Origin of the sequence: Mycobacterium paraffinicum (assembly GCF_001907675.1) — a bacterium.
Taxonomy (GTDB): Bacteria; Actinomycetota; Actinomycetes; order Mycobacteriales; family Mycobacteriaceae; genus Mycobacterium; species Mycobacterium paraffinicum_A.
Genome location: NZ_MPNT01000002.1, coordinates 273,888 through 291,135, shown reverse-complemented (window position 1 = coordinate 291,135; position 17,248 = coordinate 273,888). Strand labels below are relative to the sequence as shown.

17 protein-coding genes are annotated in these 17,248 nt (G+C 69.0%); 11 read left to right on the top strand and 6 right to left on the bottom strand.

Annotated elements, in window-relative coordinates:
* Positions 1 to 62: 62 nt before the first annotated feature.
* Positions 63 to 458 carry a hypothetical protein gene (locus tag BRW65_RS04130; protein WP_244167982.1) on the bottom strand — a complete coding sequence of 132 codons (396 nt, stop codon included), beginning with the start codon at positions 456 to 458 and terminating at the stop codon, positions 63 to 65.
* A gap of 173 nt (positions 459 to 631) precedes the next feature.
* Here BRW65_RS04130 and nth point away from each other — a divergent pair, with 173 nt between their 5' ends.
* From nth to marP, 4 genes are read left to right on the top strand one after another with little or no spacing between them, the layout of a single operon-like run.
* A complete protein-coding gene (gene nth / locus BRW65_RS04125) occupies positions 632 to 1,312 on the top strand; it encodes an endonuclease III (protein ID WP_046182770.1) in 681 nt (226 codons plus the stop codon).
* Positions 1,313 to 1,321: 9 nt separating this feature from the next.
* Positions 1,322 to 1,969 carry a TlpA family protein disulfide reductase gene (locus BRW65_RS04120; RefSeq protein ID WP_073871535.1) on the top strand — a complete coding sequence of 216 codons (648 nt, stop codon included), beginning with the start codon at positions 1,322 to 1,324 and terminating at the stop codon, positions 1,967 to 1,969.
* Between the two features lie 29 nt (positions 1,970 to 1,998).
* Positions 1,999 to 2,814: an NUDIX hydrolase gene (locus BRW65_RS04115; protein WP_073871533.1), complete on the top strand. Its 816-nt coding sequence runs from the start codon at positions 1,999 to 2,001 to the stop codon at positions 2,812 to 2,814.
* An 11-nt stretch (positions 2,815 to 2,825) separates the two neighbouring features.
* A complete protein-coding gene (marP, locus tag BRW65_RS04110; protein ID WP_139272854.1) occupies positions 2,826 to 4,019 on the top strand; it encodes an acid resistance serine protease MarP in 1,194 nt (397 codons plus the stop codon).
* Here marP and BRW65_RS04105 read toward each other — a convergent pair.
* On the bottom strand, positions 4,012 to 4,965 hold the full coding sequence (locus tag BRW65_RS04105) for an alpha/beta fold hydrolase (protein WP_073871529.1): 954 nt from the start codon (positions 4,963 to 4,965) through the stop codon (positions 4,012 to 4,014). The two genes, marP and BRW65_RS04105, sit on opposite strands and share 8 nt — an antisense overlap.
* Positions 4,966 to 5,493 (bottom strand): phage holin family protein, encoded by a 528-nt coding sequence (locus tag BRW65_RS04100; protein WP_073871527.1) that lies wholly within the window; start codon positions 5,491 to 5,493, stop codon positions 4,966 to 4,968. It abuts the gene before it with no gap.
* A gap of 321 nt (positions 5,494 to 5,814) precedes the next feature.
* On the opposite strand from BRW65_RS04100, the gene BRW65_RS04095 reads away from it, so the two are divergent.
* A complete protein-coding gene (locus BRW65_RS04095; protein WP_139272852.1) occupies positions 5,815 to 6,513 on the top strand; it encodes a serine protease in 699 nt (232 codons plus the stop codon).
* A 5-nt stretch (positions 6,514 to 6,518) separates the two neighbouring features.
* Here the strand turns inward: BRW65_RS04095 and acs are convergent, their stop codons facing one another.
* The gene (gene acs / locus BRW65_RS04090) at positions 6,519 to 8,468 is read right to left on the bottom strand and encodes an acetate--CoA ligase (protein ID WP_073871525.1); all 1,950 of its coding nucleotides are present in this window, start codon (positions 8,466 to 8,468) and stop codon (positions 6,519 to 6,521) included.
* Positions 8,469 to 8,582: 114 nt separating this feature from the next.
* On the opposite strand from acs, the gene BRW65_RS04085 reads away from it, so the two are divergent.
* A complete protein-coding gene (locus BRW65_RS04085) occupies positions 8,583 to 9,125 on the top strand; it encodes a DUF4232 domain-containing protein (protein ID WP_084187699.1) in 543 nt (180 codons plus the stop codon).
* 6 nt (positions 9,126 to 9,131) lie between these two features.
* Here the strand turns inward: BRW65_RS04085 and BRW65_RS04080 are convergent, their stop codons facing one another.
* Complete coding sequence (locus BRW65_RS04080) at positions 9,132 to 9,968, bottom strand: LppU/SCO3897 family protein (protein WP_073871523.1); 837 nt, start codon at positions 9,966 to 9,968, stop codon at positions 9,132 to 9,134.
* Between the two features lie 75 nt (positions 9,969 to 10,043).
* On the opposite strand from BRW65_RS04080, the gene BRW65_RS04075 reads away from it, so the two are divergent.
* From BRW65_RS04075 to BRW65_RS04055, 5 genes are read left to right on the top strand one after another with little or no spacing between them, the layout of a single operon-like run.
* Positions 10,044 to 11,660 (top strand): peptide ABC transporter substrate-binding protein, encoded by a 1,617-nt coding sequence (locus BRW65_RS04075; RefSeq protein WP_139272850.1) that lies wholly within the window; start codon positions 10,044 to 10,046, stop codon positions 11,658 to 11,660.
* A 4-nt stretch (positions 11,661 to 11,664) separates the two neighbouring features.
* Positions 11,665 to 12,591 (top strand): ABC transporter permease, encoded by a 927-nt coding sequence (locus tag BRW65_RS04070; protein ID WP_073871521.1) that lies wholly within the window; start codon positions 11,665 to 11,667, stop codon positions 12,589 to 12,591.
* The gene (locus BRW65_RS04065; protein WP_073871519.1) at positions 12,584 to 13,447 is read left to right on the top strand and encodes an ABC transporter permease; all 864 of its coding nucleotides are present in this window, start codon (positions 12,584 to 12,586) and stop codon (positions 13,445 to 13,447) included. The genes BRW65_RS04070 and BRW65_RS04065 overlap by 8 nt, the downstream gene beginning before the upstream one ends.
* A complete protein-coding gene (locus BRW65_RS04060; RefSeq protein ID WP_073871517.1) occupies positions 13,435 to 15,060 on the top strand; it encodes a dipeptide ABC transporter ATP-binding protein in 1,626 nt (541 codons plus the stop codon). The genes BRW65_RS04065 and BRW65_RS04060 overlap by 13 nt, the downstream gene beginning before the upstream one ends.
* Positions 15,061 to 15,082: 22 nt before the next feature.
* On the top strand, positions 15,083 to 15,841 hold the full coding sequence (locus BRW65_RS04055; RefSeq protein WP_073871515.1) for an oxidoreductase: 759 nt from the start codon (positions 15,083 to 15,085) through the stop codon (positions 15,839 to 15,841).
* A 437-nt stretch (positions 15,842 to 16,278) separates the two neighbouring features.
* Here BRW65_RS04055 and BRW65_RS04045 read toward each other — a convergent pair whose 3' ends face one another.
* Positions 16,279 to 17,124, bottom strand: a complete 846-nt coding sequence (locus BRW65_RS04045) for an HAD-IB family hydrolase (protein WP_073871513.1) — start codon at positions 17,122 to 17,124, stop codon at positions 16,279 to 16,281.
* Positions 17,125 to 17,248 lie beyond the last annotated feature (124 nt).

Here is a 17,248-nt window from a genome sequence, read left to right as displayed (position 1 = left end):
CAGGTTAATCCCGTGCTCGCGTGATGAGTCTAGCGGTAGGACATTTTGTCCAACGTGCAACGCTACACACGATTGACGGGTCGAGTGGCCTTAAACTGCGGATTGACACGCGAATGCGCGTGTATTCGCGTCGGCAATGTCAGTTCGGCATGGTCGATGAAGCTGGCGGCAAACGACGGCGCCGCGTGCCGGGGCGCGGCGGTCAGCCCGGCCAGCGCGGCGTCGGCGAGTTCGCGAGCCTCGCGGCGATGCAGGAATTCCAGCGCCTCGGGCATGCCCTCCCGCGCCAGCGTGCGCAGGTCTACGAGCTCCGCGTGCTCGAAAAGCTCGGTGACCGCGATCATCGCGACGTCCGCACGGGCCAGCCCCCGTTCGAGCCGTCCCAATCCGAGCGCCGCGAGCATGAGCAGCCCAGGAACGCAGGCCACCAGCAACCATGACACAAGGAGAGTAAACAGGGCCTTCAATCAACACGAGGTCTCGGCGAGATTACGAAATCAGTACTCTGTCGTAGGTGACAGCGGCAAAGTCGTCCGGACGCTCGAAGTCGACACCTGCCCCGGCGGGCGGCGACGCCGCGCGGCGCTGGGCTGAGGAGACCCGGGTCGGCCTGGTGCGACGGGCCCGGCGGATGAATCGGGCGCTGGCGCAGGCGTTTCCGGACGCGCACTGCGAGCTGGACTTCACGACACCGCTGGAGCTCACGGTCGCCACCATCTTGTCCGCGCAGAGCACCGACAAACGGGTGAATCTGACGACGCCGGCGCTGTTCAAGCGGTACCCCTCGGCGCTGGACTACGCGCAGGCGGACCGCGACGAACTGGAAACGCTGATCCGCCCGACGGGGTTCTTCCGGAACAAGGCGACCTCGCTCATCGGCCTCGGTCAGGCCCTGGTCGAGCGGTTCGACGGCGAGGTGCCGTCCACCATGGAAGAACTGGTCACGCTGCCCGGGGTGGGCCGCAAGACCGCCAACGTCATCCTGGGCAACGCTTTTGGGGTTCCCGGCATTACCGTCGACACCCATTTCGCGCGGCTGCTGCACCGATGGCGCTGGACCGCCGACAAGGACCCGGTGAAGATCGAGCGCGCGGCGGGCGAGCTGATCGAACGCAGCGAGTGGACCATGTTGAGCCACCGCGTGATCTTCCACGGCCGCCGGGTGTGTCACGCGCGCAAGCCGGCCTGCGGGGTGTGCGTGGTGGCCAAGGACTGCCCGTCCTTCGGCCTCGGTCCCACGGAGCCGCTGCTGGCCGCGCCCCTGGTGCGCGGGCCGGAGACCGAGCACCTGCTGGCGCTGGCCGGCCTGTAGAGCACGGCCTTGACGCGGACCACGCGCTGGACGATCGCGATCCTCGCGGTGGCGGCGGCGTTGGTCGCGGCCCTGGTGGCCGAGCTGCGTGACCAGTCCGACACGACGACTCGGCCCGGTGCCGCGGTCAACGCGCCGGACCGCGAACACCGCGACGCCGACACCCCGGCGGCGCTGGCCGGCCCGCGCCAGCGGGCCAACCTGCCGCCGTGTCCCGCCGCCGGCGACGGCCCCGGCCCGCCGGCGCTGCGGGGCATCACGGTCGAATGCGCCGCGGACGGCTCGGTTGTCGACGTCGCCCGCGCGCTGGCCGGGCGTCGGGTGGTCCTCAACCTGTGGGCGTATTGGTGCGCGCCGTGCGCGGCGGAACTGCCCGCGATGGCCGAGTATCAACGACGAGCCGGGCCCGACGTGACGGTGGTGACGGTGCATCAGGACGAGAACGAGACGGCCGCGTTGCTGCGGCTGGCTGAACTGGGCGTTCGGCTGCCCACCCTGCAGGATGGCCGCCGTCGCCTCGCGGCGGCCCTGGGTGTCGCAAACGTCATGCCCGCGACGGTAGTTCTGCGGCCGGACGGTAGCGTTGCGCAGATGCTGCCGCGGGCTTTCGACAGTGCCGACGAGATCGCCGCCGCGGTCGGAAAAGACAAGGGATAAGCCGAAAATTGGACCGACTGGAGCGCCCGGTGAGTGTTGGGGGCACGCCCCCGCCCGCGGGCGGTAGGGCGCCGGATCCCGCGCGCGCGGCGGTTCCCCTGACGCCCGACGCCTCCCCGCCGTGGCTGCGCCCCCTGGTCGATAACGTCGAGCGGATGCCGGAGGCGTACCGGCGGCGGCTGCCGGCCGATGTACTGGCGATGATCACCGGGAAGGCGGTCTCGGCGTTGCGTGGCGGCGGCCGGGAAGCCGCCGTCCTGGTGTTGTTCTCCGGGCCGGAGTCCGCGCCGGGCGACGGCGGCGTCCCGGACGACGCCGACTTGCTGGTCACCGTGCGGGCTTCCACGCTGCGCCACCACGCGGGCCAGGCCGCGTTTCCCGGCGGGGCCTCCGATCCGACCGACGACGGTCCGGTGGCCACCGCCTTGCGGGAAGCACGGGAGGAGACCGGAATCGACGTCTCCCGGTTGCGCCCTCTGGTCACGATGGAGCGAACGTTCATCGCGCCGTCGCGGTTTCACGTCGTCCCGGTGCTGGCCTATTCGCCCGATCCCGGACCGGTGGCCGTCGTCAACGAGGCCGAGACCGCGATCGTCGCGCGAGTTCCGTTGCGGGCCTTCATCAATCCGGCCAACCGGTTGATGGTGTACCGGGGCGACCTCGGGCGCCGGTGGGCCGGACCGGCGTTTCTGCTGAACGAGATGCTGGTTTGGGGATTCACTGGCCAGGTGATTTGTGCGATGCTCGACGTCGCCGGCTGGGCCCAGCCCTGGGACACCACCGACGTCCGCGAATTGGACGCGGCGATGGCGCTGGTCGGCGACCAGGGTGGTGCCCACCGATGAACATGAACTCGATGACCCCGTCCCAGTGGCTGGACATCGCCGTGCTGTCGGTCGCTTTCATCGCGGCCGTCTCGGGCTGGCGTTCCGGCGCGGTGGGGTCGCTGTTCTCGTTCGTCGGTGTGTTGCTGGGCGCGATCGCGGGCGTACTGCTGGCGCCACACCTCGTCAGCCACATAGCCGCGCCCCGGGCCAAGTTGTTCGCCGCCCTGTTCCTGATCCTTGCCCTGGTGGTCATCGGCGAGGTCGCCGGCGTGGTGCTGGGCCGGGCGGTGCGCGGCGCGATCCGCAGCCGCACCATCCGCACGGTCGACTCCTTCATCGGGGTGGGCGTCCAGCTGGTGGTGGTCCTGACCGCGGCATGGCTGTTGGCCACCCCGCTGACACAGTCCAAGGACCAGCCGGAGCTGGCCGCCGCGGTCCGCGGCTCGCGGGTGCTGGCCCAGGTCAACGAGGTCGCCCCGCCGTGGCTGAAGACGGTGCCCAAACGGCTTTCGGCCCTGCTGAACACCTCGGGGCTGCCCGCGGTGCTCGAGCCGTTCAGCCGCACCCCGGTGATTCCGGTCGCCTCGCCGGACCCCGCGCTGGCCAACAACCCGGTGGTGCAGTCCACCGCGCCCAGCGTCGTCAAGGTGCGCAGCCTGGCGCCGAGTTGCCAGAAAGTGTTGGAGGGCAGCGGATTTGTGATCGCCCCCGACCGGGTGATGACCAACGCCCACGTGGTCGCAGGGTCCAACAGTGTGCAGATCTACGCCAGCGGAAGCCCGCTGGACGCGACCGTCGTCTCCTACGACCCGTCGGTCGACATCGCCATCCTCGCCGTCCCCAACCTGCCGCCCCCGCCGTTGGCGTTCGCCCAGACCGAGGCGAAAACGGGTACCAGCGTTGTGGTGCTCGGTTATCCCGGCGGCGGTAACTTCACCGCGACCCCGGCCCGCATTCGCGAGGTCATCAAACTCAGCGGCCCCGACATCTACCGCGACCCCGCGCCGGTCACCCGCGACGTCTACACCATCAGAGCCAATGTGGAGCAAGGGAATTCAGGCGGGCCGTTGATCGACCTGAACGGTCAGGTGCTCGGCGTGGTGTTCGGTGCGGCCGTCGACGACCCCGACACCGGGTTCGTGTTGACGGCCGACGAGGTGAGCAGTCAGCTGGCCAAGATCGGTGACACCCAACAGGTCACCACCGGCGCCTGCGTCAGCTGACCACCGAGTCCAGGAACCGCATCAAGTGCCGGTTGATTTCCTCTGGCGCCTCTTCGTGGCTGAAATGCCCTGCGCCGGCGACGGATACGTAACGCCCCTGCGGAGCGAAACGTTGCGTCCGGTCGACCGGGTCGGCCAGCACGTAGGGGTCGGCCTCGCCGCGCAGGTGTAGCAGCGGCACGCTGAGTTGCTGACTCATCGACTTCATGAATCGCCGGCCCTCGTCGCGCAGTTGGCTGCGCACCGCCCAGCGCTGATATTCCAGCGCGCAGTGCGCCGCCGAGGGAATCTGGATCGCCAGCCGCTGGTAACTGATCGCTTCGGAAAAGTCCTCTGAGGCAAGCCATTTGGCGCAGCTGCGGCTGCGGACGAGGCGCTCGATCTCGGCCCCGTTGTCGCGGGTCAGCAACCGTTCCGGCCACACGGGCACCTGGTAGCGCAGCAGCGTCGCCAACAGTGCGTAACCCTGGTCGCGGCGGGTCAGCGTGGACCGGCGCAGCGCCGCCGGGTGCGGGGAACTGACCAGCGCGATGGCCGACACCAACCGCGCGTGCAGCAGCGCGGTGGCCCAGCATGCCAGCCCACCGTCGGCGTGGCCGACCAGCGTCGCCGAGGAGTGTCCCAGCGCGCGAATGAGGCCTGCGGTGTCGCCGGCCAGCGTCCAGCCGTCGTAGCCGCGGGGTGGCTTGTCGCTGCCGCCGTAGCCGCGCAGGTCGACCGCGACCACCCGGGCTCCGGTCAGTCCCCGCAACTGGTGACGCCACGACCACCAGAAGGAACCGAAACCATGCAGCAGCATCACCAGCGGTCGGGCCGTGGGCGGCGCGGTCGGGTCAGCGTCGGCGGGCAGCGCTTCCACGACATGGAATCGGATGCCGTTGGCGTGCACGTTCAAATGCCGCCACGGCCCGTCGATGCGGGTGACCGACGGGTCCGGCGGGGCCATTTACCAACCCGATGGATCGGTTTCGGGCTTCTCGTGCTTCCCGCGCTCCTCGAGCTGCGCGGCCGCGCCGTGCGCCTTGTCATGGCCCGGGGTGAGCGCGGTGCGCGTCTCCTTGACCGATTCGATGGTCTCCCGCGGCCCGCGGATCCGGCGGACCTTGAGGAAGCCCAGCAGGGCCAGCAGGGCCCCGACCACGACCTGGATCCCGAACACGATCAGGAAGGCCACCCAGCGCCACAGCCAGGTGTCGAGCAGCTCGGCCACGAAGAAGAAGAAAAAGAACGTGGAGTAGAACAGCACCACCAGTGCGGCGATGAAGAAAACGCTGCCGGTCAGCCCCTTCTTGACGTCCCGGGTGATCTCCGCCCGGGCCAGCTCGACCTCGGCGCGCACCAGCGTGGAGACCTGTGTGGTCGCGTCCTTGATCAGGTCACCGATCGACGGTTCCGCGGGGCGGGCGTGCGGGTCGGTCAGGGGGATCGTGGTCAGGGTGCTGGGCACACCGTTCTTGCCATCGGCTTTGCTCACGGACGGTCCCCTCTTTCGTCACTGCCCGGCTCGCTGTCGTCGCGGTTCATGTTGCCATGCGCCGCCGGGCCAGACGAGGCCAGCCGAAGGCGGCCGGCTCCGAATCCGCGTGGACCAGTCCGATCTGCGGCCCGTCGAGCGACTGATACCCGATCAGCGCGCCCCGAACCAGGCGCTTTGCCCGAGCCGGAGCGTCCGGGCGGGCGCCGGTGCGTCCGGTAGGACGCGGAGGAAGGCCACGCCGGGCACGGCGGGCGAGACCCCCGGCCGACTAGACTGGCCAAGCCGGTCCGGGTCCGGCCTGTCGATGGGAGTGGTGCTGTGCAGACGGCGCACCGGTGCTTCGTGGCGGCAATGGGAGCGGCGCTTCTGGTCCTCCTGGGCTACCCCGTGCGCGCCGCGGCAGCCGATGTCAGGATCCCGATGGGCGGCGGCGCCGGCATTGTCATCAACGGGGACACCATGTGCACCCTGACGACCATCGGGGGCGACTCCGCCGGTGACCTGATCGGCTTCACCTCGGCGCACTGCGGCGGCCCGGGCGCGCAGGTCGCGGCCGAGGGCGCGGAGAACGCGGGCATCCTGGGCACCATGGTGGCCGGCAACGACAACCTCGACTACGCGGTCATCAAGTTCGACCCGGCAAAGGTGACACCGACGGCCAACTACAACGGTTTCGCGATCAACGGCCTGGGCCCAGACCCCGCCTTCGGCGAGATCGCCTGCAAGCAGGGCCGCACCACCGGAAACTCGTGCGGCGTCACCTGGGGCCCGGGACAGGACCCCGGCACCATCGTCATGCAGGTGTGCGGGCAGCCGGGCGACTCCGGGGCGCCGGTGACCGTGAACAACATGCTGGTCGGCATGATCCACGGGGCGTTCTCCGACAACCTGCCGACCTGCATCATCAAGTACATCCCGCTGCACACGCCGGCCGTGGTGCAGTCGTTCAACGCGATCCTGGCCGACGTCAACACCAAGCACCGGCCGGGTGCGGGGTTCACCCCCCTACCGGCCTGAACCGGCTACTTCGAGGCCTGGATCGCGTCGAAAACGCTGGGGTCCAACAGCGTCGACGTGTCTCCGAGCTCCCGCTTGTCGGCGATGTCACGCAAGAGCCTACGCATGATCTTGCCGCTGCGAGTCTTGGGCAGTTCGGGCACCACATGGATCTCACGCGGCTTGGCGATCGGTGAGATCTCCCGGGCCACCTCGGCGCGCAGCTCGTCGACGATTCCGTCGTGCACCTCGTACTCGGCGCACAAGACCACGAACGCGCAGACCGCCTGGCCCGTGGTCTCGTCGGCCTTCGCGACCACCGCGGCCTCGGCCACTCCGTGGTGGCCGACGAGCGCCGACTCCAATTCGGCGCTCGAAAGCCGGTGCCCCGACACGTTCATCACGTCGTCGATGCGGCCCACCACCCAGATGGCGCCGTCGCGGTCGTAATAGGCGCTGTCCCCGGCGAAGTACCAGCCATGTTCGGCGAATCGAGACCAGTAGGTCTCGACGTAGCGCTCCGGGTCGCCCCAGATGCCGCGCAGCATGGACGGCCACGGCTGGTCCAAGACGAGGTAGCCGGTGACGTGTTCGCCGTGATGGACGGTAGGCGTCAGGTGATCGCCGTGGTCGTCGACGATGCTGGCGGAGATGCCCGGCAACGCCCTCATCGCCGAACCCGGTTTGGCCGCGGCGACCCCGGGCAGCGGGGAGATCATCGCGGCGCCCGTTTCCGTCTGCCACCAGGTGTCCACGATCGGGAGGCGCTCGGCGCCAATGACCTTGCGGTACCAGCGCCACGCCTCGGGGTTGATCGGCTCGCCCACCGTGCCCAGCAGTCGCAGGCTGGACAGGTCGTGCGAGTCGGGGATCTCGCGCCCCCACTTCATGAACGTCCGGATCAGCGTGGGCGCGGTGTAATAGATTGTGACGCCGTACTTTTCGATGATCTCGAAGTGCCGGTGCTGGGTCGGCGAGTCGGGCGTGCCCTCGTAGAGCACCTCGGTGACCCCGTTGGACAGCGGACCGTAGACACCGTAGGTGTGGCCGGTGACCCAGCCGATGTCCGCGGTGCACCAGAACACGTCGCGTTCGGGCTTGATGTCGAAGATGTAGTAGTGCGTGTAGGAAGACTGGGTCAGGTAGCCGCCGCTGGTGTGCACGATGCCCTTGGGTTTGCCGGTGGTGCCGGAGGTGTACAGCAGGAACAGCGGCTGCTCCGCGTCGAAGGGCTCCGGGGTGTGTTCGGACGACGCGGCGTCGACGACGTCGTGCCACCATAGGTCGCGATCGTCGTTCCACGACACGTCGATCCCGGTGCGCCGCACCACCAGGATGTGCTCGACGGGGCTCTCGGGATCATCGACGGCCTCGTCGGCCGCGTCCTTCAGCGGTGCCGGCTTGCCGCGGCGGTATTGCCCGTCGCTGGTGATCACCAACTTGGCCTGGGCATCGGCGATCCGGGCCCGTAGCGCCTTGGCGGTGAAGCCGGCGAACACGACGCTGTGCATGATGCCCAGCCGGGCGCAGGCGAGCATCGAGATCACCGCTTCGGGGATCAACGGCAGATAGATCGCGACGCGATCGCCGGCGACCAGGCCCAGGCCGGTCAGCGCGTTGGCCGCCTTGCACACCTCGGCCTGCAGCTCGGAATAGGTCAGGCTGCGGCTGTCGCCGGGCTCGCCCTCCCAGTGGATGGCGACGCGGTCGCCGAGGCCGGCTTCCACGTGGCGGTCCACGCAGTTGTAGGCGACGTTGAGCTTGCCGTCGGCGAACCACTTCGCGAACGGCGCCTGCGACCAGTCGAGCACCTCGGTGAACGGCGTCGACCAGGACAAGCGGTTCGCCTGTTTGGCCCAAAAGGCCAGCCGGTCCTCTTCGGCCTCGCGATACAACTCCTCGCCCGCGTTGGCCTGCTCGGCGAACGCCGGGGGCGGGGGGTACGACGACGGGCCTACGGCGTCGGTCGCGGTCACTGGCTTCCTCCTAGTGTCGAGGCTCGTCAACCGTCAGAGCCTAACGCCGCAAGGTGAAAAGGGAAGCTCCAAATTCTCCGTCGAACCGCCGCCCCATGGCGGATAATCACCGGTGTGCCCGGCCAGGGGCGGCGCATCCGCCGACTAGTTCCCAGCTTCGCCGCGGCCGCAACGAGTTACGCGGCCACCGCCCTGCTGGGGTCACCGGCGTGGGCGGTGCCCATCGACACCGCCGACGCGCCGACCCCGTGCTGGTCGGACCAGATCGCCGTCACCGCCTCGCCGACCCAGGCCGCCGTGGGGCATCGCGCGGCCACGCTGGTGTTCAGCCTCGCCGGCGGCGCGGAGCCCTGCACGCTGACCGGATACCCCGGCGTCGACTCGGGATCCGGCGGCCCGCTGATCCACGCCCAGCCCACCCTGCGCGGCTACATGGGTGGCCTGCCCGGCGGCGCCGAGGTGCCGCCCACCGTGATCCTGTCCTTGTCCACCCAGGCGCAGGCCGTCGTGGAGGGGGTGGCCGTCGACGCCAACGGCGAGCAGTGCCCGACCTATACCGACCTGCTGGTCAACCCGCCGGATACGACCGTGGTGCTGAGCGTGCCGGCCACCATCGACGCCTGCGCGTTGCAGGTGCACCCGGTTACGCCCGTCTGAGCGACGTTACGACGCGGCCTGCGCCAAGCAGTAGACCCGCGGCGGCGTGGGATACGCGTTGGCCGTTGTCCCCGGCGGACACTGCGTTTCGTCGGCGCTGCCGTCGATGCGCTTGTCGACCTGTAATTTCGCGTAGCGTGCTTCACCGCAATCGGCCGGTGTCCACGTCGTCGTCTCACGCTGGCCCGTCCTCAGGTAGCAAAGCCCTTGTTTGAGGTTGGGGACAAAACACAGTGTGTGGGATTCGTTGGTGAGGCGCGCGTAGACAGAGTCGCCGCGCTTGTTGTCGGGGCACGTCGCCGTCGGCCCGCCTATCGCGGCGAGCTCATAGGTCGCCACGGGATCACCGCAGTCGGTCGGTTGGTTGAGCGAACCCATCCGGACCTCGAATTCAGTGAAGCACTGGCCGATTTCGGGCATCGCGGCTCCGGCCGTCGGGGTTGACTGTGCGGTCGTGCGCGAGCCACGATCGGCGCTCGACACGGCGCGCGCCGCGTGGACGAGGATGTTCAGCCCGCCCAGCCCCAGCAGGACGGCGCCGACGGTGATAAGTGTGGTGGCCGACTTGCTCGTCGGCCGCCGCGGCGGCACGGCGGGCGGATAGCCCGGGAAGGGCGGCGGAGCGGGGTACGGGCCCGGATAGCCCATCGGCGGTGGCGGTGGATACGGATGGCCGGCGTTGTACGGCGGCGGGACGGGAGGGGACTGTCGACGGCTGCGCGAGCGCTCCAGCAAGCCGGCGATCAGACACACCAACCCGATCGCGGGAACGCCGAGCACGAACATCAGACGACCCGCGTGCTCAAAGCCGGATTCATCGGATGCCAGCTGCGCGACGATCACGGCGAGAGCTTAATTGGCTTAACCGCGCCGGGCACTTCACCGCGGGCGCGGCGGCAGGCCCTAGGGTCGGGTGTCATGCACCGGATGCGCGCCCTGCTCGGTCTAGTCGTGGCGCTCGCCGCGCTGACGGGTTGCGGCGGCGGTGCACTGACCCCCGACCTGGTGGTGGTCAACGGCGGGGAACCGCCGAACCCGCTGGTTCCGACCGGCACGAACGACAGCCTCGGAGGGCGGATCCTGGATCGGTTGTTCGCCGGTTTGGTGTCCTATGACGCCGAAGGCAAACCGTCGCCGGAAGTGGCGCAGTCGGTCGAGACCACCGACAACGTCAACTACCGGATCGTCCTCAAGCCCGGCTGGAAGTTCACCGATGGCTCGCCGGTGACCGCCCATTCGTTCGTCGACGCCTGGAATTACGGGGCGCTGAGTACCAATGCCCAACTGCAACAGAGCTTTTTCAGCCCGATCGTCGGCTACGACGAGGTCGCCGGCCTGACCGGAGACGGGAAGCCCGCCCGGACCACCATGTCCGGGCTGCACGTGGTCAACGATCTCGAGTTCGACGTGCGACTCAAGGCGCCCACCGTCGACTTCACGTTGCGGCTGGGACACAATGCGTTCTACCCGTTGCCGGACAGGGCTTTTCGTGACATGGCCGCGTTCGGCCGCAGCCCGGTCGGCAACGGCCCGTACGAGTTGGCGGACGGCCCCGACGGGCCGGCCTGGGAACACAACGTCAAGATCGACTTGAAGCCCAACCCCGACTACCACGGCAACCGCAAACCCCACAACAAGGGCCTGCGATTCGAGTTCTACGCCAACCTGGACACCGCCTACGCCGACCTGCTGTCCGGCAATCTCGATGTGCTGGACACGATTCCGTCCAGCGCGCTGACGATCTACAAACGTGACCTGGGCGGCAACGCGGCCAGTGGACCCGTCGCGGTCAGCCAATCGCTCGACACGCCGCTGCGGCTGCCGCATTTCGGCGGCGAAGAAGGTCGACTGCGCCGCTTGGCGTTGTCGGCGGCCATCAACCGGCCGCAGATCTGCCAGCAGATCTTCAACGGCACCCGCAGCCCGGCCCGGGACTTCACCGCCAGCTCGTTGCCCGGATTCGATCCGCACATCCCGGGTAACGACGTACTGGACTTCAATCCCGAACGGGCACGCCAACTCTGGGCGCAAGCCAACGCGATCTCGCCCTGGAGCGGGCGGTACTCCATCGCATACAACGCCGACAGCGGCCACCAGGAGTGGGTCGACGCCGTGGCCAACAGCATCAAGAACGTGTTGGGCATCGACGCCGTGGGCGCGCCGCACCCCACGTTCGCGGGTTTCCGCACCCAGATCACCAACCGCACCATCGACACCGCGTTCCGCGCGGGCTGGATCGGCGACTACCCGTCGATGATCGAGTTCCTGGCTCCGCTGTACGCCACCGGAGCGGGATCCAACGACGTCGGATACTCGAACCGAGACTTCGACGCCGGCCTGGCCGCCGCCGAGGCCGCGCCCAACCTGCAGCAGGCGGACGTGCTGGTCAACCAGGCCCAACGGATCCTGTTGCGCGACATGCCCGCCGTGCCGCTGTGGTACTACATCGCGGTGGTCGGATGGTCGTCACGAATGAGCGGCGTCAAGCTCGCCTGGAACGGTCTGCCCGACTACGAGAACCTGGTCAAGGCGTAACGACATGGGCTGGTACATCGCGCGCCGGATCGCCGTCATGGTGCCCGTCTTCCTCGGCGCCACGCTGCTCATCTACGGCATGGTGTTTCTGTTGCCCGGCGACCCGGTGGCCGCGATCGCCGGGGACCGTCCGCTGACGCCCGAGGTTGCCGCGCAGCTGCGGGCGCGCTATCACCTCGACGATCCGTTCACCGTGCAGTACCTGCGTTACCTCGGCGGCGTCCTGCATGGCGACTTGGGCCGGTCCTACTCCGGGCTGCCGGTGAGTGACGTGCTGGCACATGCCTTTCCGGTGACGCTACGGCTGGCGCTGATCGCCCTGGTCGTCGAAGCGGTGCTGGGCATCGGCTTCGGGGTGATCGCCGGCCTGCGCACCGGTGGGATTTTCGACGCGACCGTGCTGATCGCGGGGCTCGTCATCATCGCGATCCCGATCTTCGTGCTGGGATTTCTCGCCCAGTTCGTGTTCGGGGTGAAGCTGGGCCTCGCGCCGGTCACGGTGGGCGAGAGGTCGACCATCGGGCGTCTGCTGCTACCTGGCGTCGTGCTGGGCTCGGTGTCGTTCGCCTACGTGGTGCGGTTGACCCGGTCGGCGGTGGCCGCCAACGCGCACGCCGACCACGTCCGCACCGCCACCGCCAAGGGGCTGTCCCGGCCGCGCGTCGTGACGGTGCACATCCTGCGCAATTCGCTGATCCCGGTGGTGACCTTCCTGGGGGCGGACCTCGGGGCCCTGATGGGCGGGGCCATTGTGACGGAAGGCATTTTCAACATCCACGGCGTCGGCGGTGTCTTGTATCAGGCAGTCACCCGGCAGGAGGCGCCGACCGTGGTGTCGATCGTGACGGTGCTGGTGCTGATCTACCTGATCACCAATCTCGCGGTGGACCTGCTGTACGCCGCGCTGGACCCGAGGATCCGGTATGGCTGAGCGCAGCGGCTTTTGGCGCGACACCTGGCGCGGGCTGCGCGGCCGGCCGAAGTTCGTCTTCGCCGGCCTGCTGATCCTGTTCATCGTCGCGGTGGCGATGTTTCCCGCGGTGTTCACCGGGGCCGACCCCAGCTATGCCGATCCCAGCCAGAGCCTGCTTGGACCGTCGGGCGCGCACTGGTTCGGCACCGACCTGCAGGGGCACGACGTCTATGCCCGCACCGTCTATGGCGCGCGAGCATCCGTCACCGTCGGTTTGGGGGCCGCCGCGGTGGTGTTCGTCGTCGGCGGCGCGCTCGGCGCGCTGGCCGGCTTCTACGGCGGTTGGGTCGACGCGCTGGTCTCCCGCGTCAGCGACGTGTTCTTCGGCCTGCCCCTGCTGCTGGCGGCCATCGTGCTGATGCAGGTCATGCACCACCGCACAGTGTGGACCGTGATCGCCATCCTCGCCTTGTTCGGCTGGCCGCAGGTGGCCCGCATCGCGCGGGGATCGGTGCTCGCGGTGCGCGCCAGCGATTACGTGCTCGCCGCGAAAGCATTGGGGCTGAGCCGCTTTCAAATCTTGCTGCGCCACGCGCTGCCGAACGCACTGGGCCCGGTGATCGCGGTGGCAACCATCGCCCTGGGCATCTTCATCGTCACCGAAGCCACGCTGTCCTACCTGGGTGTCGGCCTGCCGCCGACGGTGGTCTCCTGGGGTGGCGACATCAACCTCGCCCAGACGCGGCTGCGGGCGGGTTCGCCGATTCTGTTCTACCCGGCCGGCGCGCTGGCGATCACGGTACTGGCCTTCATGACGATGGGTGACGCGCTGCGCGACGCCCTGGACCCGGCGTCCCGAGCGTGGCGGCCGTGACCGGCGCACCGCTGCTGGCCGTCGAAGGCCTCAAAGTCAGCTTCGGCGATCACGCCGCCGTGCGGGGCGTGGACCTCACCGTCCTGCCCGGCCGCACCGTCGCGGTCGTGGGCGAGTCGGGATCGGGGAAATCCACCACGGCTGCCGCGATCCTGGGGCTGCTTCCCCCAGGCGGGCGGATCACGGCCGGCCGCATCGTCTTCGACGGATCCGACATCGCAGGCGCCGACCGTCGGACGCTGCGCGCGATCCGGGGCCGCGAGATCGGCTACATTCCGCAGGACCCGATGAGCAACCTCAACCCCGTCTGGAAGGTCGGCTTCCAGGTCTCGGAAGCGCTGCGGGCCAACACTTCCGACGGCCGTGCGCGGCGGCGTGCGATCGAGCTGCTCGGTCAGGCCGGCATGCCCGACCCGGCGAAACAAGCGGGCCGCTACCCGCACCAACTGTCCGGCGGCATGTGTCAGCGCGCGCTGATCGCGATCGGGTTGGCGGGCCGCCCACGGCTGCTGATCGCCGACGAGCCGACGTCCGCGCTGGACGTCACCGTGCAGCGTCAGGTACTCGACCACCTGCAGGGGCTTGCCGCGGAACTCGGCACCGCGCTGCTGCTGATCACCCACGACCTGGCGCTGGCCGCCGAACGCGCCGAGTCCGTCGTGGTGATGCGCGACGGCGTCGTGGTGGAATCCGGTGCGGCGCGGTCGATCTTGCGTGACCCGCAGCACGAGTACAGCCGCCGGCTGGTGGCCGCTGCGCCGTCGCTGACGGCGCAGAGCCCCACCCGGCCCCGTCCGGCGGACCACGGCGCGTCCGACGACATCCTGGTCGCCTCGGACCTGAGCAAGGTCTACCGCGAGTCGCGCGGAGCCCCCTGGCGACGCGCGGAGTTCCGCGCCGTGGACGGGGTTTCGTTCCGGCTGCGGCGGGCCAGCACCCTGGCGATCGCCGGGGAGTCGGGTTCGGGCAAGTCGACGCTGGCGCAGATGGTGCTCGGCCTGCTGGCACCGAGCTCGGGCACCGTCGTTTTCGGCGGCACCCGCATCGATGCCGCGCTGAGCCGGGACCAGCAACTGGCCTTCCGGCGGCGGGTGCAGCCGATCTTTCAAAACCCCTATAGCAGCCTGGATCCCATGTACACGGTGTTCCGCGCCATCGAGGAACCGCTGCGCATCCACGGCGTCGGCGACCGCCGGCAGCGGGAGCGTGCGGTGCGCGACCTGGTCGACCAGGTCGCGCTGCCATCGTCGGTACTGGGGCGGCTGCCCCGCGAGCTCTCGGGTGGTCAACGGCAGCGGGTGGCGATCGCCCGGGCGCTGGCTCTGCGACCCGAGGTGTTGGTCTGCGACGAGGCGGTCTCCGCGCTCGACGTCCTGGTGCAGGCGCAGATATTGGATCTGCTGGCCGATCTGCAATCCGAGCTGGGCCTCACCTACCTGTTTATCAGCCACGACCTGGCGGTGATCCGGCACATCGCCGATGAGGTCTTGGTGATGCGCGCCGGCCGAGTGGTGGAGCGGGGCGCCACCGAGGAGTTGTTCAGCCGGCCCCGGCACGAATACACCCGCCTGCTGTTGGAGGCCATCCCGAAGGTGCCGGCATCCGATCGTTGAAGCCGGGATAGGTTGGCAACCTGTGACCGCAGATCCGCTGGCTCCGCTGATGGAGTTGCCGGGCGTCGCCGAGGCCAGTGACCGGGCCCGCGACGCCCTAGGTCGCGCCCACCGCCACAAGGCGAACCTGCGTGGTTGGCCGGTGACGGCCGCCGAGGCGGCGTTGCGGGCCGCCCGCGCCTCGTCGGTGCTGGACGGCGGACCCGTGCGGCTGGAAGACCTCGCCGATTCGGCGATCGTCAGCGATCCGGTGTTCGGCGGGGCGCTGCGGGTGGCCCAGGAGCTGGAGGGGGGCGAGGGGCCGCTGGTCGGGATTTGGCGGCGGGCCCCGCTGCAGGCGCTCGCTCGGCTGCACATGCTGGCGGCGGCCGACCAGGTCGCCGAGGACCGGCTGGGCCGGCCCCGCGCCGACGCCGGCGTCGGCCCACGGCTGGAGTTGCTGGCGGAGCTGGTGAGCGGCGGCACCCACGCGCCGGCACCGGTGGTCGCCGCGGTCGCCCACGGCGAGCTGCTGACGCTGCGGCCGTTCGGCAGCGCGGACGGCGTGGTGGCCCGCGCGGTGTCGCGGTTGGTGACCATCGCCAGCGGGCTGGATCCACACGGTCTGGGTGTGCCGGAGGTGAGTTGGATGCGCCAGCCCGCGGACTATCGCGATGCGGCCCAGGGCTTTGCGGACGGAACGCCGGCCGGGGTGGGAGCCTGGCTGGTGCTCTGTTGCCGGGCGATGCGAGCCGGTGCGCAGGAGGCGTTGACGATCGCGGAGTCGGTGTCGAGCCGATAGCTGAATCGGTACCCGGCGCCCCGCGAAAACCTCCCCGGACAATGCAAAGCGGGCGACGTCCCGAAGGATTCGGTCCGCCGCCCGCTAACACGGGACTCGGTTACCATGCGTGCATTTCGGGGCTGCGTGGGTTGGCCTCGGCGATCTTGCGCTACTTCCGGTTGCAACCCCACCCAAAGGGCCGTCGACGCCGTCCATATTTCGCAATTACGCAGGCCCGCAACACTTCTGCCATTATCGCGGCTATGACTCCGCGTGGGTGCCGAGCACCGTGCTGGGCGCCCGGATCGGGAGATCGAACCTTCTCTTCCGGATCGACCTAGGCCTCACCGGGCTTCCGTGGTTCCTTTGTACTACTAGACCCTTAGCGCAGCAAGGCCCAATTTTGTTCGCAATTGCGAAGCGATGCGGAAATGTGTTTGCTGCGAAATACGGGGCTAGAACGCGAAGCGGCGCAGCAGCGAATAGGTGACCGCACCGGCGGCCAGCGCACTGACGCCCACCGCGGCGGTCGTCGCGATGGCGGCGCCCGACGGCGCCGGGATGCGGTCGCGCAGCGACACCGGCCGGGAGAACGACAGCACCGGCCACCCGCGCTCGACGGCTTCCCGCCGGAGTCCACGGTCGGGATTCACCACGCTGGGGTGGCCGACGGATTCGAGCATCGGCAGATCGGTGATCGAGTCGGAGTAGGCGTAGCAATGCTCCAGCGGGTAACCCTCGCGGGCGGCCAGCTCGTGGATCGCTTGCACCTTGCCCTCGCCGTAGCAGTAGAAGGCGATCTCTCCGGTGTACTTGCCGTCCTCGACGACCATCCGCGTCGCCATCGCGTGGGTGGCGCCAAGCGCGCGGGAGATGGGCGCCACGATCTCCTCGCCCGACGCCGAGACCACGACGACGTCGCGGCCGCACAGTTTGTGCGCGGCGATGAGGTCCGCGGCTTCGGCGAACACGAGCGGCGTCACGATGTCGTGCAGCGTCTCGTTGACGATCGACTTGACCTGCTCCACGTCCCAGCCGGCGACCATGTTCATCATGTGGATGCGCATCCGGTCCATCTGGTCATGATCGGCACCGGAGAGCAGGTAGATGAACTGGGCGTAGCTGGACTTGAGCACGGCGCGGCGATTGAGCAGTCCCTGGTTAAAGAAGGGTTTGCTGAACGCAAGAGTGCTGGACTTGGCGATGATCGTCTTGTCCAGATCGAAGAAGGCCGCTGTGCGGGCGCGGGGAGCGGCGGTTGCCGACGTCTGCTGCTCCGCGGCCGGGTCAAAGACGGTCACCGCCCCAGCATAGGTGGGTCGCCCGGCGAGGCTGCGGTTCTGGCCGGAAATGGCCGCTCAGCAAAGTGGGACCGGTGGTAACGCCAGTGTTTTTGCGGCTCAACGTGTTCTTTCATAGAAAGAG

Bases quoted from the DNA above. Each gene is read 5' to 3' on its own strand.
- nth (WP_046182770.1), top strand. From the start codon at position 632: ATGAATCGGGCGCTGGCGCAGGCGTTTCCGGACGCGCACTGCGAGCTG.
- BRW65_RS04075 (WP_139272850.1), top strand. From the start codon at position 10,044: ATGCACCGGATGCGCGCCCTGCTCGGTCTAGTCGTGGCGCTCGCCGCG.
- BRW65_RS04065 (WP_073871519.1), top strand. From the start codon at position 12,584: ATGGCTGAGCGCAGCGGCTTTTGGCGCGACACCTGGCGCGGGCTGCGC.
- BRW65_RS04070 (WP_073871521.1), top strand. From the start codon at position 11,665: ATGGGCTGGTACATCGCGCGCCGGATCGCCGTCATGGTGCCCGTCTTC.
- BRW65_RS04105 (WP_073871529.1), bottom strand. From the start codon at position 4,965: ATGGCCCCGCCGGACCCGTCGGTCACCCGCATCGACGGGCCGTGGCGG.
- marP (WP_139272854.1), top strand. From the start codon at position 2,826: ATGACCCCGTCCCAGTGGCTGGACATCGCCGTGCTGTCGGTCGCTTTC.